The organism is Burkholderia sp. BCC0044 (assembly GCF_902832955.1).
Classification (GTDB): Bacteria; Pseudomonadota; Gammaproteobacteria; order Burkholderiales; family Burkholderiaceae; genus Burkholderia.
Map to the genome: position 1 here is coordinate 839322 of NZ_CADFDO010000004.1, position 18697 is coordinate 858018.

Consider the following 18697-nt stretch of genomic DNA (forward strand, 5'->3'; position numbering starts at 1 on the left):
CAGGTAACGATCCCATTATCGACATCCCTCCTGAAAAGAACAGGTACAGACGCCCCGCAGCGCACGCAAACGCGGACTGTAGCTTGTACGCGATCCACGACCGGCGTAGAACGTGATCGACGTTGCGGCGCAACACGCCGGCCGCGCTGCAAGGGGCCGGGGGCCGCGCGACCCGCGCAATCCGCGTGCCACCTTCCGCTGTCAAAGGAGCGCTACCCGATGGCTACCGTGCTGTGCGTGCTCTACCCCGATCCCGTCGACGGCTATCCGCCGCGCTACGTGCGCGACGCGATTCCGGTCATCACGCGCTATGCGGACGGTCAAACCGCGCCGACGCCGGCCGGCCCGCCCGGCTTCCGGCCCGGCGAACTCGTCGGCTCGGTGTCCGGCGCGCTCGGCTTGCGCGGCTATCTGGAAGCGCATGGCCACACGCTGATCGTCACGAGCGACAAGGACGGCCCCGACTCCGAATTCGAGCGCCGACTGCCCGAAGCGGACGTGGTGATTTCGCAGCCGTTCTGGCCCGCGTACCTGACGGCCGAACGGATCGCCCGCGCGCCGAAGCTGAAGCTCGCGCTCACGGCCGGCATCGGCTCCGATCACGTCGATCTGGACGCCGCCGCACGCGCGCACATCACGGTTGCCGAAGTCACCGGCTCGAACAGCATCAGCGTCGCCGAGCACGTGGTGATGACGACGCTCGCGCTGGTGCGCAACTATCTGCCGTCGCATGCGATCGCGCAGCAGGGCGGCTGGAACATCGCCGACTGCGTGTCGCGCAGCTACGACGTCGAAGGGATGCATTTCGGCACGGTCGGCGCGGGGCGCATCGGCCTCGCCGTGCTGCGCCGGCTGCAACCGTTCGGCCTGCATCTGCACTACACGCAGCGCCACCGGCTCGATGCGTCGATCGAGCAGGCGCTCGCGCTCACGTATCACGCCGACGTGGCGTCGCTCGCGAGCGCCGTCGATATCGTCAACCTGCAGATTCCGCTGTACCCGTCGACCGAGCACCTGTTCGACGCGGCGATGATCGCGCGGATGAAACGCGGCGCGTACCTGATCAACACCGCGCGCGCGAAGCTGGTCGACCGCGACGCGGTCGTGAATGCGCTCACGTCCGGCCATCTCGCCGGCTATGGCGGCGACGTGTGGTTTCCGCAGCCGGCGCCGGCCGATCACCCGTGGCGCAAGATGCCGTTCAACGGGATGACGCCGCACATCTCCGGCACGTCGTTGTCCGCGCAGGCGCGCTATGCGGCCGGCACGCTGGAGATCCTGCAATGCTGGTTCGACGGCAGGCCGATCCGCAACGAATACCTGATCGTCGACGGCGGCACGCTCGCGGGCACCGGCGCGCAGTCGTATCGGCTGACGTGACGTCGCGTCGCGTCGCGCGCGGCGGCGCGCTCAGCCGACGCAGGCTGCGGCGAGCTTGCCGACCGCGACGACCGCCTGCTCGATTTCCGGCGACCACGGGCTGCTGTAGTTCAGCCGGATGAAGTTCCGGTAGGTGTCCGCGATCGAGAACATGTAGCCGGGCCCGATCGTGATCCCCTGCTCCAGCGCAAGCTGGTACAGCCGCATCGCATCGACCTGCGCGGGCAGCTCGACCCACAGCACGTAACCGCCCGCCGGGCTCGAAATACGCGTGCCTTCGGGAAAGAATCGCGACACCATCGCACGCATCAGGTTCGCCTGCTGCGCATACGCCTTGCGAATCCGCCGCAGGTGATGTTCGTAGCCGTCGCGTTCGAGAAACTCCGCGATCGCGAGCTGCGGCAACGACGGCGTCGCGAGCGTATTGAGGAACTTCAGTTTCTCGACCTGTTCGCGGTAGCGGCCCGGCAGCGCCCAGCCGATCCGGTACGCGGCCGTCAGGCTCTTCGAGAACGACGAACAGTGCAGCACGATGCCATGTCGGTCGAACGACTTCAGCATGCTCGGATGCGTGTTGCCGAAATACAGTTCGTTGTATACGCCGTTCTCGATGATCGGCAGGTCGGCCTTCGTTGCGAACTCAACCAGTTCGCGCTTGCGCTCGTCCGGCATCTGGAAGCCGAGCGGATTCTGGAAATTCGGCATCACCATGCACGCGGCGATCGGCTGCGACTTCGCGATCGCGGCCAGCGCCGCGATGTCGATCCCGTATTCCGGATGCGTGGCCACTTCGATCGCCTTCATCCCCATCCGCTCGATCGCATGCAGCATCGCGTAGAACGTCGGCGATTCCACCGCGATCGTGTCGCCCGGCTTCGCGACCGCCTGCAGGCACAGGTTGATCGCCTCCGTCGCGCCCACCGTCACGATGATCTCGTTCGGGTCGACCGACATCCCGTTTTCCAGATAGCGGCGCGCGATCTGCCGGATCAGCCGCGGGTGTCCGGGTGGCAGCCCGTCGGTCACGCCCCACAGCGACTTGTCGCGGCCGGCCGCATACGCGTAGCGGTTCAGCTTCTCGAACGGAAACAGGCTCGGGTCCGGATACGGCGAGCCGAGCGGCACCGCGTCGTCCGTGCCGATCGAGCGCAGCGTCGACAGCACGAGCCGGCTCACGTCGACCGACGACGAGATCGCGATCGGCTTCGACGGCCGCAACTCGCGCACCGGCGCATGGCCGTCGTCGCGCCGCAGGTTCACGAAATAGCCCGACTGCGGCCGGCTTTCGAGCAGCCCGCGGCTTTCCAGCAGCAGATATGCATGCAGCACGGTCGTGATGCTGATCCGGTGCTGCTGGCTCGCCTGCCGCACCGACGGCACACGATCGCCGTGTCGATATACGCCTTGCCGAATGAGTCGCTCTACGTCGTTCGCAAATTTCTCGTAGAGCTTCATCCGCCTCGCCCCGCCAGCGATGAACCGGCCTGCGCCGCATGGGCCGCACGGCCGCGCCGACGCACGAAGCCGGATAGCCGTCGCCGGGTGCGGGTGTCCCGGTTCGAACCTCGTCCGTTACCGAAATTGAAGGCGGATAGCAATGCGAATCTCATCTAGACAAGGTTCGGCATCCTACTGCGTCATTTCGGCGAATGTAAGTGACAGTTTGGCGAGGAAACGCCAAATCCGGCCGGCGTGGTGAACAGATGCGCACGCGACGGCGCGGCCGCCGTTCGCCGTGCGCACGTCACGATGTACCGCCGAAGGCAGGCAAGTCGGTGGCGACGCGAAGCCCGGCCATGCGCGGGCTCGCTCGCAATCAGGCGTCGTCGACGTTGTCCGCGTAGTGGTCGATCGCGACCTTGCACTCGTCGAACACCACCGTCAGCAGCGCGACGTCGTTCGACTCGAGCCACTTGCGGATCTGCAGGAACTGGCCGGTGCCGAGATCGGCGAGGCGGCCCGGATCGTCGGTCGTCACGTCGACGCTCGCGATCGCGCGGTTGCCGGGCAGCGGCGACAGCGTCGCCGCGATGTCGAAGCGGCGATACGATTGATCGATGCGCATGCAGTTCTCCCGAATCGGTTCGAAAGGGGTGCGCTCAGTCGAGCGCCTGGCGAAAGACCTTGCCGCCGAATCCCGTGACGACGTTGTCGACCGAGAACGGCGTGTCCTCCTTCGCTTCGAGAATGACCGCCACGCTGCCAGGCACCAGCCGCGCCGCGACCGTCTCGACGAACGTGCCGTCGAGCAGCGCATTGCCGGCCGCTTGCGCGAGAATGCCGGCGCCCGCGCCGGCCGCCATGCCGGTCACCACACCGAGCGGCCCGGCGAGCAGGCCGAGCAAGCCGCCCGCGATCGCACCGATCACGCCGCCCTTGAACGGCCGCGATTCGGCGTCGAGCACTGCGAGCTTGCCGTTCGCGTCCTTCTCGACGACGACGCCATTCTCGATGTGGAATCCTTCGTTCTTCTCCGACAGTGCGTCGAAATCGTGCGCGGCCTGGCGGGCCGTCTCGACGCTGCCGAACACGGCGACGATCAATTGCCTGGTCATGCGACACCTCGCTTGATTGAATGAATGAGGGTGAGCCGCCGCGCCGCGTACGGCGCGCCGCGCTTCGCTTCGAACGCTGCCCGCGCGTTACTTGCGGGCATGCACGTCGTCCTCGACATCGTCGACATCGGCCGGAAAGCGATGCTGGCCGAAACTCAGGATCAGCACGCCGACCGCGAGCAGCACGATCCCGAAGGTCGTCATCAGCATCCGCTCGGGGCTGTCGGTCGCGCCGCGCAGGATCAGGTCGCGCGCGAGCGACGTCATCGCGATGAACAGCGGAAACCGCACCGGCAGCCGGCCGAGCCGCAGGTAGCGCAAATCCATCGCGAGCACTTCCAGATACAGGAACATCAGCAGCAGATCGGTCAGCGACACTTCGCCCGCGAGCACGACCTTCCACGCTTCCTGCGTCATCGCGAACGCGGTGGCCAGCCCGATCACGACCAGCCCGGCCAGCTCGGCCGCGTGAAGGAAATGGCCGAAGCGGCGACGGATGCGCTCGGCGGCCGTATCGGCGGATGCAGTGGACGTGTTCAACGCGTTATCCGGTGCAGGGTCGTAGGGGCGGCGATCGATGCGCCATCGCCGCGGCGGGTGGTGTCGGGCAACGGAAAGCCCGCGACGGGCGAACGGGAAACCGTTGCGCACGCACCGGCTCCGCTCGCGCCGGTCGCCTGAGCGACCGCGGACAGCGTGCGCCGGCAACACGCGTAAAACGCGACGCCGGCGTCGGTGCACACGACCTCGTCGCCCGAGCGGTCCAGCAACAACCGGCAGCCGAGATAGCGTTCGAGACCGTCGAGCCGCGCGCTCACCTGTGCGACGTCGAGCTTCAGATCGGACGCCGCGCCGGACAGCCCGCCATGCTCGACGATTGCACCGAAAATACGCATCGCTTCCAGAAGGTTCATCATGATGGCCGTCGTCGGGCGGAGCGGAACCTAATCTACTGCACGCGACACGCACGCTCAAGAGCACAGCGCCGCGCGCGCCAGGAGTACAGCTGCGCGGGCGCCGCACAAAACCCGGCCCTGGTTGATCCATTCGAATGACAGATCGTCGATACGTGTTCCAAAGACCCGCCGAAGCTGCTAGATTGCAGGCTCGACGACGTTACGCGGTGCGGCAGCTCACGCGCCGGGCGAACGCGCGGCGCCAGGTCTGCCTCCCCTTCGCGCCGGGGGCCGGCCGCCGCTGCTGCGGCCCGTTGCGCGATGCCCGCGCAACGTCCTTCATCCGCATGTCACCAAGCACAGAGAACAGTCGCATGACACAGTTCAACCGTTCGCCTTCGCGCGCCGCGGCTGCCGCGGCCCGTCCGTCCCGACATGACTGACCGGCAGGCCGCGATGCAGACACCTCCTCCCCCGCTCTCCCAGGCCGTACACAGCACGATCACGCGCAGCGCGATCTTTCTCGTGGCGACGATCAATCCCGGCGCCGATCACGCCGACACGATCCGTTCGTGGTGCGGCGACATCGCCGCGCTCGTGCGCTCGGTCGGCAAGCGCGTGCCGGGCGGCAACCTCACGTGCGTGTGCGGCTTCGGCTCCGACGCATGGGATGCGCTGTTCGGCGAGCCGCGCCCCGCGTCGCTGCATCCGTTCCGCGAATTCGGCGCCGGCCAGCGCGTCGCGGTTGCGACGCCCGGCGACATCCTGCTGCACATCCGCGCGGAAGCGATGGATCTGTGCTTCGAACTGGCGACGCAATTGCTCAATGCGCTCGGCGACGCGGTCACGGTCGTCGACGAGGTGCACGGCTTCCGCAATTTCGACCAGCGCGCGATGATCGGCTTCGTCGACGGCACCGAGAACCCGGAAGGCCGCGAAGCGGTCGACTTCACGGTGATCGGCGACGAAGACGCCGAATTCGCGGGAGGCAGCTACGTGCTCGTGCAGAAGTACCTGCACGACATGGCCGGCTGGAACGCGCTCGCGGTCGAGACGCAGGAGCGCATCATCGGCCGCACCAAGCTGTCCGACATCGAGCTCGCGCCGGACGTGAAGCCGTCGTGCTCGCACAGCTCGCTGACCACGCTCGACGAGGGCGGCCAGGAAGTGAAGATCCTGCGCGACAACATGCCGTTCGGGCGCCCGGGCGCCGGCGAATTCGGCACTTATTTCATCGGCTATGCGCGCTCGCCGGCGCCGATCGAGCAGATGCTCGAGAACATGTTCGTCGGCCGCCCGCCCGGCAACTACGACCGCCTGCTCGACTACAGCCGCGCGGTCACCGGCTCGCTGTTCTTCGTGCCGTCGGCCGACCTGCTCGAAGCGCTCGCCGACCGCCCGGCGCCGGCCGCCGAAGCCACCCCACCGGAATCCACGTCGTCCGCGCCTGCCGCACCGCATCGCGACGGCTCGCTGAACATCGGCTCGCTGAAAGGAACCCCGACCTATGAATAACCTGCATCGCGAACTCGCCCCGATCTCGTCGTCCGCCTGGGAACAAATCGAGGAGGAAGTGGCGCGCACCTTCAAACGATCGGTGGCCGGCCGCCGCGTCGTCGACGTCGACGGCCCCGCAGGCCCCGAGCTGTCGGCCGTCGGCACCGGGCACCTGCTCGACGTCGCCGCGCCGCGCGAGCTCATGAACGCGCGGCTGCGCGAAGCGCGCACGATCGTCGAGCTGACGGTGCCGTTCGAGCTGAGCCGCGACGCGATCGACAGCGTCGAGCGCGGCGCGCGCGACGCCGACTGGCAGCCGGCGAAGGAAGCCGCGCAGCGGCTCGCGTTCGCCGAAGACGGCGCGATCTTCGACGGCTACCACGCGGCCGGCATCGTCGGCATCCGCGAAGGCACGTCGAACCGCCGGCTCACGCTGCCGGCGGACGTCGGCGCGTACCCGGACGCGATCAGCGACGCGCTGGAAGCGCTGCGCCTCGCCGGCGTCGACGGCCCGTACTCGGTCGTGCTCGGGTCGGACGCGTACACCGCGCTCAGCGAAGCGCGCGACCAGGGCTATCCGGTCCTCGGCCATATCAAGCGGATCGTCAGCGGCGAGATCATCTGGGCGCCGGCGATCAGCGGCGGCTGCGTGCTGTCCACGCGCGGCGGCGATTACGAGCTGCACCTCGGGGAAGACGTGTCGATCGGCTACACGAGCCACACCGACAAGAGCGTCCGCCTGTACCTGCGCGAAACGTTCACGTTCCTGATGCTGACGAGCGAGGCATCGGTGGCCGTGGCGCCGCAGGGCAACGCGGCCGCCTGAGCGCGGTTGCCGGCGCGCGCTGCCCGCCCGGGCGTCGCGCGCGGCGGCCGCGCCGCCGGCCGCAGGTTCGTCGCCGATCCAGTCCATCTTGCATAGAGGATCTCATGAGCGAATCGAATGATGCATTACAGGCGCTGCAGGCGTCTGTCGCGACCCTGAAGCAGACGGTCGATGCGAACGCCAGCCGCCAGGCCGGCGACACCGCCGTGCTGTTTACCGTCGTGTCGCTGATGCTGGCCGAGCTGCCGCCCGACACGCGCAACCTGATCGAGGATTCGTTCTCCGTCTGGGCCAATGGTCTGCAGAATGCGTCATTGTCGACGTACGTGAAGCAGATCGCGCGACAAAGGCTCGCGATGACAGTCACGGACTGACACCCCACCACGGTCGCGCGATGTCGGGCCCGCACCGTGCAACCCGCCCTCGCCTTCGCCGGCCCCACGACGCGCATCCGCGGTGCGTGCGGGGTCGGTCGTCACCGCGTCGCGCCCGCGCCGCGCGTCGCGTCCCGTTCTGCGCGTCCGGCTTCGCCCCCCGTTTGCCCGCTGCCGGCACCCTGCGCGCCGATGTCGCACCGCGCGCCGTTCGCGCGCCGCCCGTTCCCGCCCCCTTCCCCCGCAAGCCGCCCGCGCCGCGCACGCCCGCGCCGCCGTGCGCACGCCCGTCTGTACTCCTTGCCGCAGAATCGCGCGCGCATGTGAGGGTGCAATTCACGGCCGGTCCGGCACGGAACTGTGTCTTGGATGGCCCGCGCCGATTCGCTATTTTGAACGCAGTCGAAGCGATGCCGTGGGCTCCTCGCAGCACTCGCGCTTCCCGCCCCGACCGCGATCGTGCGCCACGCCGGCGCGCGCTGCGCGACCGCACGGGTGCGGCACGCGCGCCGCCGCGGTGCGCGCCGTGCCGTGCGCGTCGTGCGCGCCGTCCGGTCGCGATCGGGACGCGCGAGCGCCGCACCGCATCGGGCTTCACCCTTCGACCCACCTTCACCGACAGGAGCCAGACCACCATGCCCGCACTTTGCGATATCTGTCACGCCCGGCCGGCCGTCGCGCGCGCCACCGTGATGCAGGACGGCGAGCGCAAGACGATCTCGATCTGCGATTACCACTTCCGACAGCTGATGCGGCATCAGAGCATGCTGAATCCGTTCGATTCGCTGCTGGGCGGTGGCGGACCGTCGTCGCTGTTCGGCGGCCTCGGCGACGACTCACCGCTCGCCGCCGAGATTCCGCGCGAATCGGTCGACCCGACCGACGCATTCAGCGAACAGACGCTCGAACTGCTGCAGCGCGCGGCCGAGAAGGCGCACGAGCTGCGCCGCAGCGAGCTCGATTCCGAGCACCTGCTGTACGCGCTCGCGGACACCGACGTGTGCGCCGCGCTGCTGAAGGAACTGAAGCTGTCGCCAGAGGACATCAAGTCGTACATCGACGCGCATGCGCACACCGGCACGGCCGACCCCGATGCGCCGCTCGACAAGCTGTCGATCTCGCCGCGCGTGAAGAAGGCCGTGCAGTACGCGTTCCAGGCGTCGCGCGATCTCGGCCACTCGTACATCGGCCCCGAACACCTGCTGATCGGACTCGCATCGGTGCCGGACAGCGTCGCCGGCACGCTGCTGAAGAAATACGGCGTGACGCCCGAGGCGCTGCGCCAGAAGGTCGTGAAGGTGGTCGGCAAGGGCGCGGAGGACGGCCGCGTCGATGCGCCGACCGGCACGCCGAACCTCGACAAGTTCGGCCGCGACCTCACCGCGATCGCGCGCCAGGGCAAGCTCGATCCGGTGCTCGGCCGCGCGCAGGAAATCGAGAGCACGATCGAGGTGCTCGCGCGCCGCAAGAAGAACAACCCGGTGCTGATCGGCGAGCCGGGCGTCGGCAAGACGGCGATCGTCGAAGGGCTCGCGCAGCGCATCGTCAACGGCGACGTGCCCGAAGTGCTGCGCGACAAGCGGCTCGTCGAAGTCAACATCAACTCGATGGTGGCCGGCGCGAAATATCGCGGCGAATTCGAGGAACGCGCGAAGCAGCTGATCGACGAAGTGACCGCGAAGCAGGACGAGCTGATCCTGTTCATCGACGAGCTGCATACGATCGTCGGCGCGGGCCAGGGCGGCGGCGAAGGCGGCCTCGACATCGCGAACGTGCTGAAGCCCGCGCTCGCGCGCGGCGAGCTGAGCCTGATCGGCGCGACGACGCTCAACGAATACCAGAAGTACATCGAGAAGGACGCCGCGCTCGAACGCCGCTTCCAGCCCGTGTTCGTGCCGGAGCCGAGCGTCGAGCAGACGATCGTGATCCTGCGCGGGCTGCGCGACAGCCTCGAGGCGCACCACCAGGTGACGTTCGCCGACGACGCGTTCGTCGCGGCCGCCGAGTTCGCCGACCGCTACATCACGTCGCGCTTCCTGCCCGACAAGGCGATCGACCTGATCGACCAGGCCGCCGCGCGCGTGCGGATCGGCGCGACGTCGCGCCCGGTCGACATTCAGGAAGGCGAAGCGCAGATCGCGCAACTGAAGCGCGAGCAGGACTATGCGACGTCGCGCAAGCGCTTCGACGAAGCGAAGCAGTTCGAAGAGCAGATCAACGCGAAGCAGACGGCCGTCGACGAGATGATGGAGGCGTGGCAGCGCAAGACCGGTTCGGAAACGCTCGAAGTGACCGTCGAATCGGTGGCCGAGGTCGTGTCGCGGCTGACCGGCATCCCCGTGTCCGAACTCACGCAGGAAGAACGCCAGAAGCTGCTGAAGATGGAGGAGCAACTGCGCGAGCGCGTGGTCGGCCAGAGCGACGCGGTGGTCGCCGTCAGCGATGCGGTGCGGCTGTCACGTGCGGGGCTCGGGCAGACGCACCGGCCGATCGCGACGTTCCTGTTCCTCGGGCCGACGGGCGTCGGCAAGACCGAACTCGCGAAGGCGCTGGCCGAGACCGTGTTCGGCGACGAGCAGGCGATCATCCGCATCGACATGTCGGAATACATGGAGCGGCATGCGGTCGCGCGGCTGATCGGCGCGCCGCCCGGCTACGTCGGCTACGACGAAGGCGGCCAGCTCACCGAGCGCGTGCGACGCCGCCCGTACAGCGTGATCCTGCTCGACGAGATCGAGAAGGCGCATCCGGACGTCTACAACGTGCTGCTGCAGGTGTTCGACGACGGGCGTCTGACCGACGGCAAGGGCCGCGTCGTCGATTTCAGCAACACGATCATCATCGCGACCAGCAACCTCGGCGCGGCGATCATCATGGACAACCTCACGCAGCCGGAAGCCGCGCGCAAAACCGACAAGGCGATCCGCGAGGAACTGATGCAGGTGCTGAAGGGCCATTTCCGTCCCGAGTTCCTGAACCGGATCGACGAGGTGATCGTCTTCCACGCGCTGTCGAAGGAGAACATCCGCGCGATCGTGCAGATCCAGCTCGACCGCGTGGTGCGCACGGCCGCCGCGCAGGACATCACGCTCGTGATGGGCGACTCGCTCGTCGCGCACCTGACCGAAGCCGGCTACCAGCCGGAATTCGGCGCGCGCGAGCTGAAACGACAGATCCGGCAGACCATCGAGACGCGGCTCGCGAAGGAGATCCTCGCCGACCGGCTGAAGTCGGGCGACAAGTGCGAGGTCGACTACGACAAGGACAGCGACGAAGTGACGTTCAACACGCTCGCCGCGCCTGAAGCGAAGGAAGCCAAGGACACGAAAGACGCGAAGGACGCCGACGGCAAGGCCAAACCGAACGGCAAGGCCGCCAAGGCAGCAGCGGACGCGAAGTCGGACGACGCACCCGCCGACGCCCCGCCGCCTGCCGCGAAGCCGTCGGGCAAGAAGTCTTCCGGCGCGAAGAAGGACGCGCACTAAAAAAACGCGTGCCCTGCCACCCGGGGCACGCATGATCGGCTTCGCCCTCTGGACGGAGCCGCCCCACGCCGCGACACGGCGCAACCGAGCCACCCGCACCGGGCCCGGCTATTGGAGATTCACATGACAAATCGACGCGAAGTGCCAGGCATCAGGAAATACGACGGGCCCGCCGGCGGTTGGGGCGCGCTTCGCGCGACAGCCGATGCGGTGCGCACGCAGATGGAAACCATCGAGGCGCCGATCGTGCTGATGCGGACCAACCAGCCCGACGGCTTCGACTGCCCCGGCTGCGCGTGGCCGGACAAGGAACACAAGTCGACGTTCCAGTTCTGCGAGAACGGCGCGAAGGCCGTCACGTGGGAAGCGACGACCAAGCGCGTGACGCCCGAGTTCTTCGCGGCGAACACCGTGTCGTCGCTGCTGCGCATGTCGGACTACGAACTGGAGAACATGGGCCGGCTCACGCATCCGCTCGTCTACGACCGCGCGACCGACACGTTCCGCGCGATCGAATGGGACGACGCGTTCGCGCGCATCGGCGAAGTGCTGCGCGCGCTGCCGCCCGAGCAGGTCGAGTTCTACACGTCGGGCCGCGCGTCGAACGAAGCCGCGTACCTGTACCAGCTGTTCGCACGCGAGCTCGGCACCAACAATTTTCCCGACTGCTCGAACATGTGCCACGAGCCGACCAGCGTCGGCCTGCCGCAGTCGATCGGCATCGGCAAAGGCACCGTATCGCTGGAGGATTTCGACCACTGCGAGCTGATCATCTCGATCGGCCACAACCCCGGCACGAACCATCCGCGGATGATGGGCACGCTGCACGAGTGTTCGCGCCGCAACGTGCCGATCATCGTGTTCAACCCGCTGCGCGAGCGCGCGCTCGAACGCTTCGCCGATCCGCAGGACATGATCGAGATGGCGTCGTTCGGCTCGACGCGGATCGCGTCGACGTACTACCAGGTCGACGCGGGCGGCGACGCGGCCGCGCTGAAGGGCATCATGAAGGCGCTGCTGAAGCTCGAGGCCGAACGCGGCGACGTGCTCGACCGCGACTTCATCGCACAGCACACCAACGGCTTCGACGCGTTCTCGGCCGACCTCGAGGCCACGTCGTGGGACGACATCGAACGCGCGAGCGGCCTGAGCCAGGAGCAGCTCGAACAGGTCGCGCTCGCGTATGCGAAGTCGAACGCGACGATCGTCACGTACGGAATGGGCGTCACGCAGCACAACAAGGGCACGGCAACCGTACGCCTGATCGCCGACCTGCTGCTGATGCGCGGCAACATCGGCAAGCCCGGCGCCGGCGTGTGCCCGCTGCGCGGCCATTCGAACGTGCAGGGCAACCGCACGGTCGGCATCACCGAAAAACCGTCGGCCGAATTCCTGAAGAAGATCGAGGACGTGTGCGGCTTCACGCCGCCTTCGCAGCACGGGCATGACGCGGTGCAGGCCATGCAGGCGATGATCGACGGCACCGCGAAGGCGCTGCTGTGCCTCGGCGGCAACTTCGCGGTCGCGCTGCCTGATCCCGAGCTGTCGTTCCCCGCGATGGCGAAGCTCGACCTGAGCGTGCATCTCGGCACGAAGCTGAACCGTTCGCACCTGCTGGTCGGCAAGGAAACCTTCATCCTGCCGGTGCTCGGCCGCACCGAGCTCGACATGCAGGCCACCGGCCGGCAATCGATCACCGTCGAGGATTCGATGTCGATGGTCCATGCGTCGGCCGGCAAGCTCAAGCCCGCGTCGGACCAGTTGCGCTCGGAGCCCGCGATCGTCGCCGGCATCGCGCATGCGACGCTGCCGAACAGCAAGGTCGCGTGGCTCGACCTGATCGCCGACTACGACCGCATCCGCGACCTGATCGACAAGACGGTAGCCGGCTTCGACGCGTTCAACGAGCGGATCCGCACGCCAGGCGGCTTCCGCCTGCCGTTGCCGCCCACCGAGCGCGTGTGGCCGACGCCGACCGGCAAGGCGATGTTCTCGGTCTACAAGGGCGTGAAGGAAGACGCGGACGTGCTCGGCGCCGAGCAGGTGCTGCGGCTGATCACGCTGCGCAGCCACGACCAGTACAACACGACGATCTACGGGCTCGACGATCGCTATCGCGGCGTGTTCGGGCGGCGCGACGTGCTGTTCATGAACGCGGCCGATCTCGCGAAGTACGGGCTCGAACACGGCGACCTCGTCGACATCGAGACGGTCACCGCGTCGGGCCGTACGCTGCGCCTCGAGAAGATCACCGCGATCGAGTACGACATCGCGCCGGGCTCGGTCGGCGCGTACTACCCGGAAGCGAACGTGCTCGTGCCGCTCGACTACATCGACAAGGAAAGCGGCACGCCGTCGTACAAGTCGGTGCCGGTGCGCGTCGCGCGCTCGGCTGTGGTCTGATCCGCCGGTGGGCAGAGGTCGCGGCACACGCCGCGCCCTTCTGCCCGCCTGCCGCCCTGCGCTTCCTGCTCGCGGCCGCCGCATCGCCATCGATGCGGCGGCCGTTTCATTTGATCGCGTCGAACGACGCCGCGCTTACCGCGCCGCCGTCGGCGGCAGGTGCGCGCCGCCCTGCCGGCGCCGATACGCGCTGTCGCGCGTCGCAAGCCAGTAGTACAGCGGCGACGTCAGCAGCAGGCCCACGAGCCACGACAGGTCCGCACCGCCCAGATGCGCGGGAATCGGGCCCGCATACATCGGCGTGTTCATGAACGGAATCTGCACGGCGATGCCGATCGCATACGCGAGCAGCGCCTGCGGATTGAAGCGGCCGTAGATGCCGCCGTCCGCCATGAAGATCGACTGGATGTCGTACTTGCCCTTGTGGATCACGTAGAAGTCGATCAGGTTGATCGCCGTCCACGGCACCAGCACGACCAGCAGCGCGAGCACCAGATCGACGAGGTTGCCGACGAAGTTCGTCGACGCGCCGATCGCCGCGTAGCAGCATGCGACGAAGATCACGACCGACACCACCGCGCGTGCCTTCGCGGTCGGAATCCACTTGTACGCGAACGTCTGCACCGACGTGATCACCGCGAGCACCGCGCCGTACAGGTTCAACGCGTTGTGGCTGATCACGCTCAGCAGGAACAGCACGAGCATCAGCGGGCCGAGCGGGCCCGTCGCCTGCTTGACCGCATCCATCGTGTCCATGCCGGCCGGCACCGCGAGCACCGCGACGGCACCGAAGATGAACGCGAGCGTCGAGCCGATCGTGCAGCCGAGGTAGGTCGCCCAGAACGTCGACGCGACGCCGACGTTCTCCGGCAGATAGCGCGAATAGTCCGACACGTACGGCGCGAACGCGATCTGCCACAGCGCCGACAGCGACACCGTCGCGAGCCAGCCCGCGAAGTCGAAGCCGCCGCGCGTCAGGAAATCGGCGGTGTGCACGTGCGACAGGATCATCCAGAAGCCGACGGCGATGCCGATGCCGAGCACCCACGTGCCGATGCGGTTCAGGATGTGGATGAACCGGTAGCCGACGATCCCGATCAGCCCGGAGCCCACCGCGCCGATCACGATGCCGACCGGCACCGGCACCGACGACGCGATGCCGTGCACCGACTTGCCGGCGAGCACGATGTTCGACGCGAAGAAGCCGACGTACATCACGGCCGCGATCACCGTGACGAGCAGCGCGCCCCACGAGCCGAACTGCGCGCGGCTCTGGATCATCTGCGGGATGCCCATCTGCGGGCCCTGCGCCGAATGCAGCGCCATCAGCACGCCGCCGACCGCCTGGCCGACGACGATCGCGACGATGCCCCACATCAGGTTCAGGTGGAACATCTGCACGCCGAGCGCGCCGGTCACGATCGGCAGCGGCGCGATGTTGCCGCCGAACCAGAGCGTGAACAGGTCGCGCACCTTGCCGTGGCGTTCCGTGGGCGGCACATAGCCGATCGTGTGCTTCTCTATCATCGGGGACGCATTGCGTTCCGCGTTCGTCATGGTGAAGTCTCCTGTCCTGCGCGCGATGCGCGCTTGCCGTTTCCGCCGGCGCGCGTCGGGGTGCGCGCCGGCAATCGGTCCGGATACGCGAACGACGCCGCGCCGCGTGCACGCGCGGCGGCGCCGAACGAAGCGGCGCGTGCGCCGCAAGCGGGGACGGATGACATGTCCCGCCGGCGCACGCGGCCGCGTCGCGATCCAGGTTGGAGACGATGGTGCGCCACGTGCATCGGGACCGGAAAATACTAAAAATATTTCCGCGACATACGAAAAAGCTCTGCAGCGGAAATTTCGGCGCCGATCGAGTTCGGGTAAGGTGCCAGGGTCTGTTTCCCCATGGAACGCGCATGCGCCCGCGGCGGCACGCCGGGGCGGGCATCCGAGGTGCTTGTGGCTCACTACACTTTGCGGCAACTGAAATACTTCATCACGACGGTCGAATCCGGCAGCGTCGCCGAGGCGTCGCGTCAGCTCTTCATCGCGCAGCCGTCGATTTCCAGCGCGATCAAGGGGCTGGAAGAGAGCTTCGGCGTGAAGCTGTTCATTCGCCATCACGCACAGGGCGTGTCGCTGACGCCGAGCGGCACGCGCTTTTACCGGAAAGCGCAGGAACTGCTGCGCATCGCGCACGAGTTCGAACAGAACGCGCTCGCCGACAACGACGTGATCGCCGGGCAGATCGACATCGGCTGCTTCGAGACGGTCGCCCCGCTCTACCTGCCGCAACTGATCGCGGGTTTTCGCGAGCGCTACCCAGGCGTGAACATCCGGCTGCGCGACGGCGACCAGCAGGAACTCGTGCAGGGGCTGACGTCCGGCACGTTCGATCTCGCGCTGATGTACGACCACGATCTCGATGGCACGATCGAAACCGAGCCGCTGATGCCGCCGCAGCAGCCGTACGTGCTGTTGCCGGAGAATCACCGGTTCGCGGGGCAGACGCACGTGTCGCTGCGCGACCTGTGCGTCGAGCCGATGATCCTGCTCGACGTGCAGCCGAGCCGCACGTACTTCGTCAGCCTGTTTCATGAACTCGGGCTCACGCCGAACATCGTGTTCGGCTCGCCGTCGATCGAGATGGTGCGCGGGATGGTCGGCCAGGGCTTCGGTTTCTCGCTGCTCGTCACGCGTCCGCATTCCGACTATACGTACGACGGCCAGCGCGTCGTGACGATCGGCCTCAGCGAAACGGTCAGCCCGTCGGGGCTCGTGAGCGCGCGGCTGAAGCGCGGCCAGCTCACGAAACAGGCGCAGTCGTTCGTCGATTTCTGCCGCGAGCGGCTCGCGCAGATCGTCGCGGAAGCGGCGCGATGAGGACGACAGGGTCGCGATAGCGAACAGGAGAACGCACGCGCCGCCGGATGCGGCGCGTGCGTTGTCGGCCGCCCGTTCAGGCGGCTGAAGCGAGATACGCGGCCAGGCGACCCAGCATCGCGTCGCATCCGTGCAGCTGTTCGAGCGTGACGAACTCGTCGGGCTTGTGCCCCTGGTCCATGCTGCCGGGCCCGCACACGACGGTCGGAATGCCGGCCTGCCCGAACAGCCCGCCCTCGGTGCCGAACGCTACCGTGCCGAACGCATCGGAGCCGCTCAGCAGCGCGAGCACGCGCGCCGCCTCGCTGTCCGGCGCGGTCGCCAGCCCCGGATACGCGCCGAGCGGCTGCAATTGAATGTCGGTATCGGTCTGCACCGCGCGCATCTTCGGCAACAGTTCGGATTCCGCATAGTCCTGCAGCTTTCTCGGCACGTCGTGCGCCTCGAAATCCGGCAGCGCGCGCACTTCGAAATCGAACGCGCATTCGGCCGGCACGATGTTCAGCGCGCGGCCGCCCTTGATCAGCCCCGTCTGCACGGTCGAGAACGGCGGATCGAAGCGGCTGTCGTGTCGTTCGGGGTGTGCGAGCGCCGCGCCGATCTCGCCGAGGCGGCCGATCAGCTTCGCCGCATAGTCGATTGCGTTGACGCCCGACGGCGCGTACGCCGAGTGACACGCGGCGCCCTTCACGTGGCAGCGCATCGCGAGCTTGCCCTTGTGACCGAGCACCGGCTTCAGTTCGGTCGGCTCGCCGATCAGGCAGAGGCGCGGCCGATGCTCGCGCGCCGCCAATGCGTCGAGCATCGGGCGCACGCCGAGACAGCCGACCTCTTCGTCATAGGAAAACGCGAGATGCACGGGCACGCTCAGCGGCCGCGCGACGAACGCCGGCACGGCGGCAAGCACCGATGCGATGAAGCCCTTCATGTCGGCCGTGCCTCGGCCGTACAGGCGGCCGTCGCGCTCGGTCAGCCGGAACGGCTCGACCGTCCAAGCCTGCCCGTCGACGGGTACCACGTCGGTATGGCCCGACAGCGCAACGCCGCCGCGATCGCGCGGGCCGATCGTCGCGTACAGGCTCGCCTTCGTGCGTTCCGCGTTGTAGAACAGTTCGCTCTCCACGCCGAAATCCGCGAGATAGTTGCGGATGAAACCGATCATTTCGAGGTTCGAATCGCGGCTGACCGTCGCGAAGCCGATCAGCCGTTCGAGCAGCGCACGGGTCGACGGATCACGCATCGCCCGGCACTCCGTAGCTCGGCGCGGCGGTCGGGTTCAGCGCGCGCGTCTGATAGTCCTGCATCTGCGGCCGATACGCGCGCCACAGCGCATCGAGCTGCCCGATCGGATCGGCATCGGCCCAGTCGACGCGCAAATCGACGATCGGCCAGGTCACGTCGCCGGCCACCTTCAGCGCGGCCGAATGTACGGGCCCGGCCTCGCCGCCGGCCGCTATCGCCGCGTGCATCGCGGCCAGCAGGCGATCGGCGAGCAGCCCGGGCGCGTGCTCGAAGGCCCGCACCATCGCGTCGATCACGGCCCGCGCGGCCAGCAAATTGCCTGCTGCCGCGCATTGCTCGCCCTGCACCGCGTGATGCGTGCCGAGCGCCTCCTTGCCGGTGAAGCATGCGGTGTGCCCCTGCCCGTCGATCGCCGTCACCTGCCGGTACTGACTCCAGCCGTTCGCGCTCAACGCACGGTCGAGCGCCGCGGCGGGCGCGAGCTGGTCGTGCTCGATCAGGTCGAGGATCTGCGGGCCTAGTGCCGGCAGCGTGATGTTCTGCGTCGCGACGGCGCCCACGCCCGCGCGCACCCACGGGCAGCGCGCGCCCACCGCGATGCTCGACGAGCTGATCGCGATCCCGAGCTGGCCCGTCTCCGGGCAGCGCCCGACGATGGAGAAAGTCATGTCGCCTCCTATGCGCGGTTCGGCTGCCGGTTGTCGGGGATCACCGCGATCACGTCGATCTCCATCAGCCACTGCGGCTGGCCGAGCGCGGAGACGACGAGCCCCGTCGAGATCGGATAGACGCCCTTCAGCCACTTGCCGACTTCCTGGTATACGGGTTCGCGATAACGCGGGTCGATCAGGTAGGTCGTCGTCTTGACGATATGCGTGATGTCGCTGCCGGCTTCCTCGAGCAGCTGCTTGACGTTCTTCATCGCCTGTTCGGCCTGCGCGCGTGGGTCGCCGAGGCCGATCAGGTTGCCGTCGAAATCGGTGCCGACCTGGCCGCGCACGTAGACGGTGTTGCCGGCCCGCACGGCCTGGCACAGATCGTTGTCGAGCGTCTGGTTCGGGTAGGTATCCTTCGTGTTGAACATGCGGATACGCGTATGGGTAGGCTGGCTCATCGAGGTCCTTCGAGTGTCGGTGGGTTCGGCCGCCGCGCCGGAAGCGGTCGCGGC

General features: G+C 67.7%; 16 protein-coding genes. 7 read left to right on the plus strand and 9 right to left on the minus strand.

The window, feature by feature from the left end:
- Positions 1–219: 219 nt before the first annotated feature.
- Positions 220–1380, plus strand: a complete 1161-nt coding sequence (locus tag HWX14_RS26530) for an NAD-dependent formate dehydrogenase (protein WP_175885297.1) — start codon at positions 220–222, stop codon at positions 1378–1380.
- Between the two features lie 30 nt (positions 1381–1410).
- On the opposite strand, the gene HWX14_RS26535 is transcribed toward HWX14_RS26530, so the two are convergent.
- From HWX14_RS26535 to HWX14_RS26555, 5 genes are all read right to left on the minus strand, one after another.
- Positions 1411–2835 carry a PLP-dependent aminotransferase family protein gene (locus HWX14_RS26535; RefSeq protein ID WP_175885298.1) on the minus strand — a complete coding sequence of 475 codons (1425 nt, stop codon included), beginning with the start codon at positions 2833–2835 and terminating at the stop codon, positions 1411–1413.
- Between the two features lie 361 nt (positions 2836–3196).
- Positions 3197–3445, minus strand: coding sequence for a hypothetical protein (locus tag HWX14_RS26540; RefSeq protein WP_006481293.1), 249 nt, complete (start codon positions 3443–3445; stop codon positions 3197–3199).
- A gap of 34 nt (positions 3446–3479) precedes the next feature.
- The gene (locus HWX14_RS26545; RefSeq protein WP_175885299.1) at positions 3480–3935 is read right to left on the minus strand and encodes a DUF1269 domain-containing protein; all 456 of its coding nucleotides are present in this window, start codon (positions 3933–3935) and stop codon (positions 3480–3482) included.
- A gap of 87 nt (positions 3936–4022) precedes the next feature.
- Positions 4023–4475, minus strand: a complete 453-nt coding sequence (locus HWX14_RS26550) for a phosphate-starvation-inducible PsiE family protein (protein WP_006498395.1) — start codon at positions 4473–4475, stop codon at positions 4023–4025.
- On the minus strand, positions 4472–4849 hold the full coding sequence (locus HWX14_RS26555; protein ID WP_175885580.1) for a LysR family transcriptional regulator: 378 nt from the start codon (positions 4847–4849) through the stop codon (positions 4472–4474). Before HWX14_RS26555 ends, HWX14_RS26550 begins: the two co-directional genes overlap by 4 nt.
- Before the next feature lie 417 nt (positions 4850–5266).
- On the opposite strand from HWX14_RS26555, the gene HWX14_RS26560 reads away from it, so the two are divergent.
- The 5 genes from HWX14_RS26560 (at position 5267) to HWX14_RS26580 (ending at position 13416) form a co-directional block, all read left to right on the plus strand.
- Entirely contained in the window at positions 5267–6346 is a 1080-nt protein-coding gene (locus HWX14_RS26560) for a Dyp-type peroxidase (RefSeq protein ID WP_175885300.1), read from the plus strand.
- Positions 6339–7154, plus strand: coding sequence for a family 1 encapsulin nanocompartment shell protein (locus tag HWX14_RS26565; protein ID WP_175885301.1), 816 nt, complete (start codon positions 6339–6341; stop codon positions 7152–7154). The genes HWX14_RS26560 and HWX14_RS26565 overlap by 8 nt, the downstream gene beginning before the upstream one ends.
- 104 nt (positions 7155–7258) lie before the next feature.
- Complete coding sequence (locus tag HWX14_RS26570) at positions 7259–7528, plus strand: hypothetical protein (RefSeq protein ID WP_175885302.1); 270 nt, start codon at positions 7259–7261, stop codon at positions 7526–7528.
- A 635-nt stretch (positions 7529–8163) separates the two neighbouring features.
- Entirely contained in the window at positions 8164–11013 is a 2850-nt protein-coding gene (locus tag HWX14_RS26575) for an AAA family ATPase (RefSeq protein ID WP_175885303.1), read from the plus strand.
- Positions 11014–11136: 123 nt separating this feature from the next.
- Positions 11137–13416, plus strand: coding sequence for an FdhF/YdeP family oxidoreductase (locus HWX14_RS26580; protein ID WP_175885304.1), 2280 nt, complete (start codon positions 11137–11139; stop codon positions 13414–13416).
- A gap of 135 nt (positions 13417–13551) precedes the next feature.
- Here the strand turns inward: HWX14_RS26580 and HWX14_RS26585 are convergent, their stop codons facing one another.
- The gene (locus HWX14_RS26585; protein ID WP_175885305.1) at positions 13552–14973 is read right to left on the minus strand and encodes a cytosine permease; all 1422 of its coding nucleotides are present in this window, start codon (positions 14971–14973) and stop codon (positions 13552–13554) included.
- Positions 14974–15363: 390 nt separating this feature from the next.
- Between HWX14_RS26585 and HWX14_RS26590 the strand changes: the two genes are divergently transcribed.
- Positions 15364–16287 carry a LysR substrate-binding domain-containing protein gene (locus HWX14_RS26590; RefSeq protein ID WP_175885306.1) on the plus strand — a complete coding sequence of 308 codons (924 nt, stop codon included), beginning with the start codon at positions 15364–15366 and terminating at the stop codon, positions 16285–16287.
- Positions 16288–16363: 76 nt separating this feature from the next.
- On the opposite strand, the gene argE is transcribed toward HWX14_RS26590, so the two are convergent.
- From argE to HWX14_RS26605, 3 genes are read right to left on the minus strand one after another with little or no spacing between them, the layout of a single operon-like run.
- Entirely contained in the window at positions 16364–17527 is a 1164-nt protein-coding gene (argE, locus tag HWX14_RS26595) for an acetylornithine deacetylase (protein WP_175885307.1), read from the minus strand.
- Positions 17520–18197, minus strand: coding sequence for a DUF1028 domain-containing protein (locus HWX14_RS26600; protein WP_175885308.1), 678 nt, complete (start codon positions 18195–18197; stop codon positions 17520–17522). The genes argE and HWX14_RS26600 overlap by 8 nt, the downstream gene beginning before the upstream one ends.
- A gap of 8 nt (positions 18198–18205) precedes the next feature.
- A complete protein-coding gene (locus HWX14_RS26605) occupies positions 18206–18643 on the minus strand; it encodes a RidA family protein (protein ID WP_175885309.1) in 438 nt (145 codons plus the stop codon).
- Between the last annotated feature and the right edge of the window lie 54 nt (positions 18644–18697).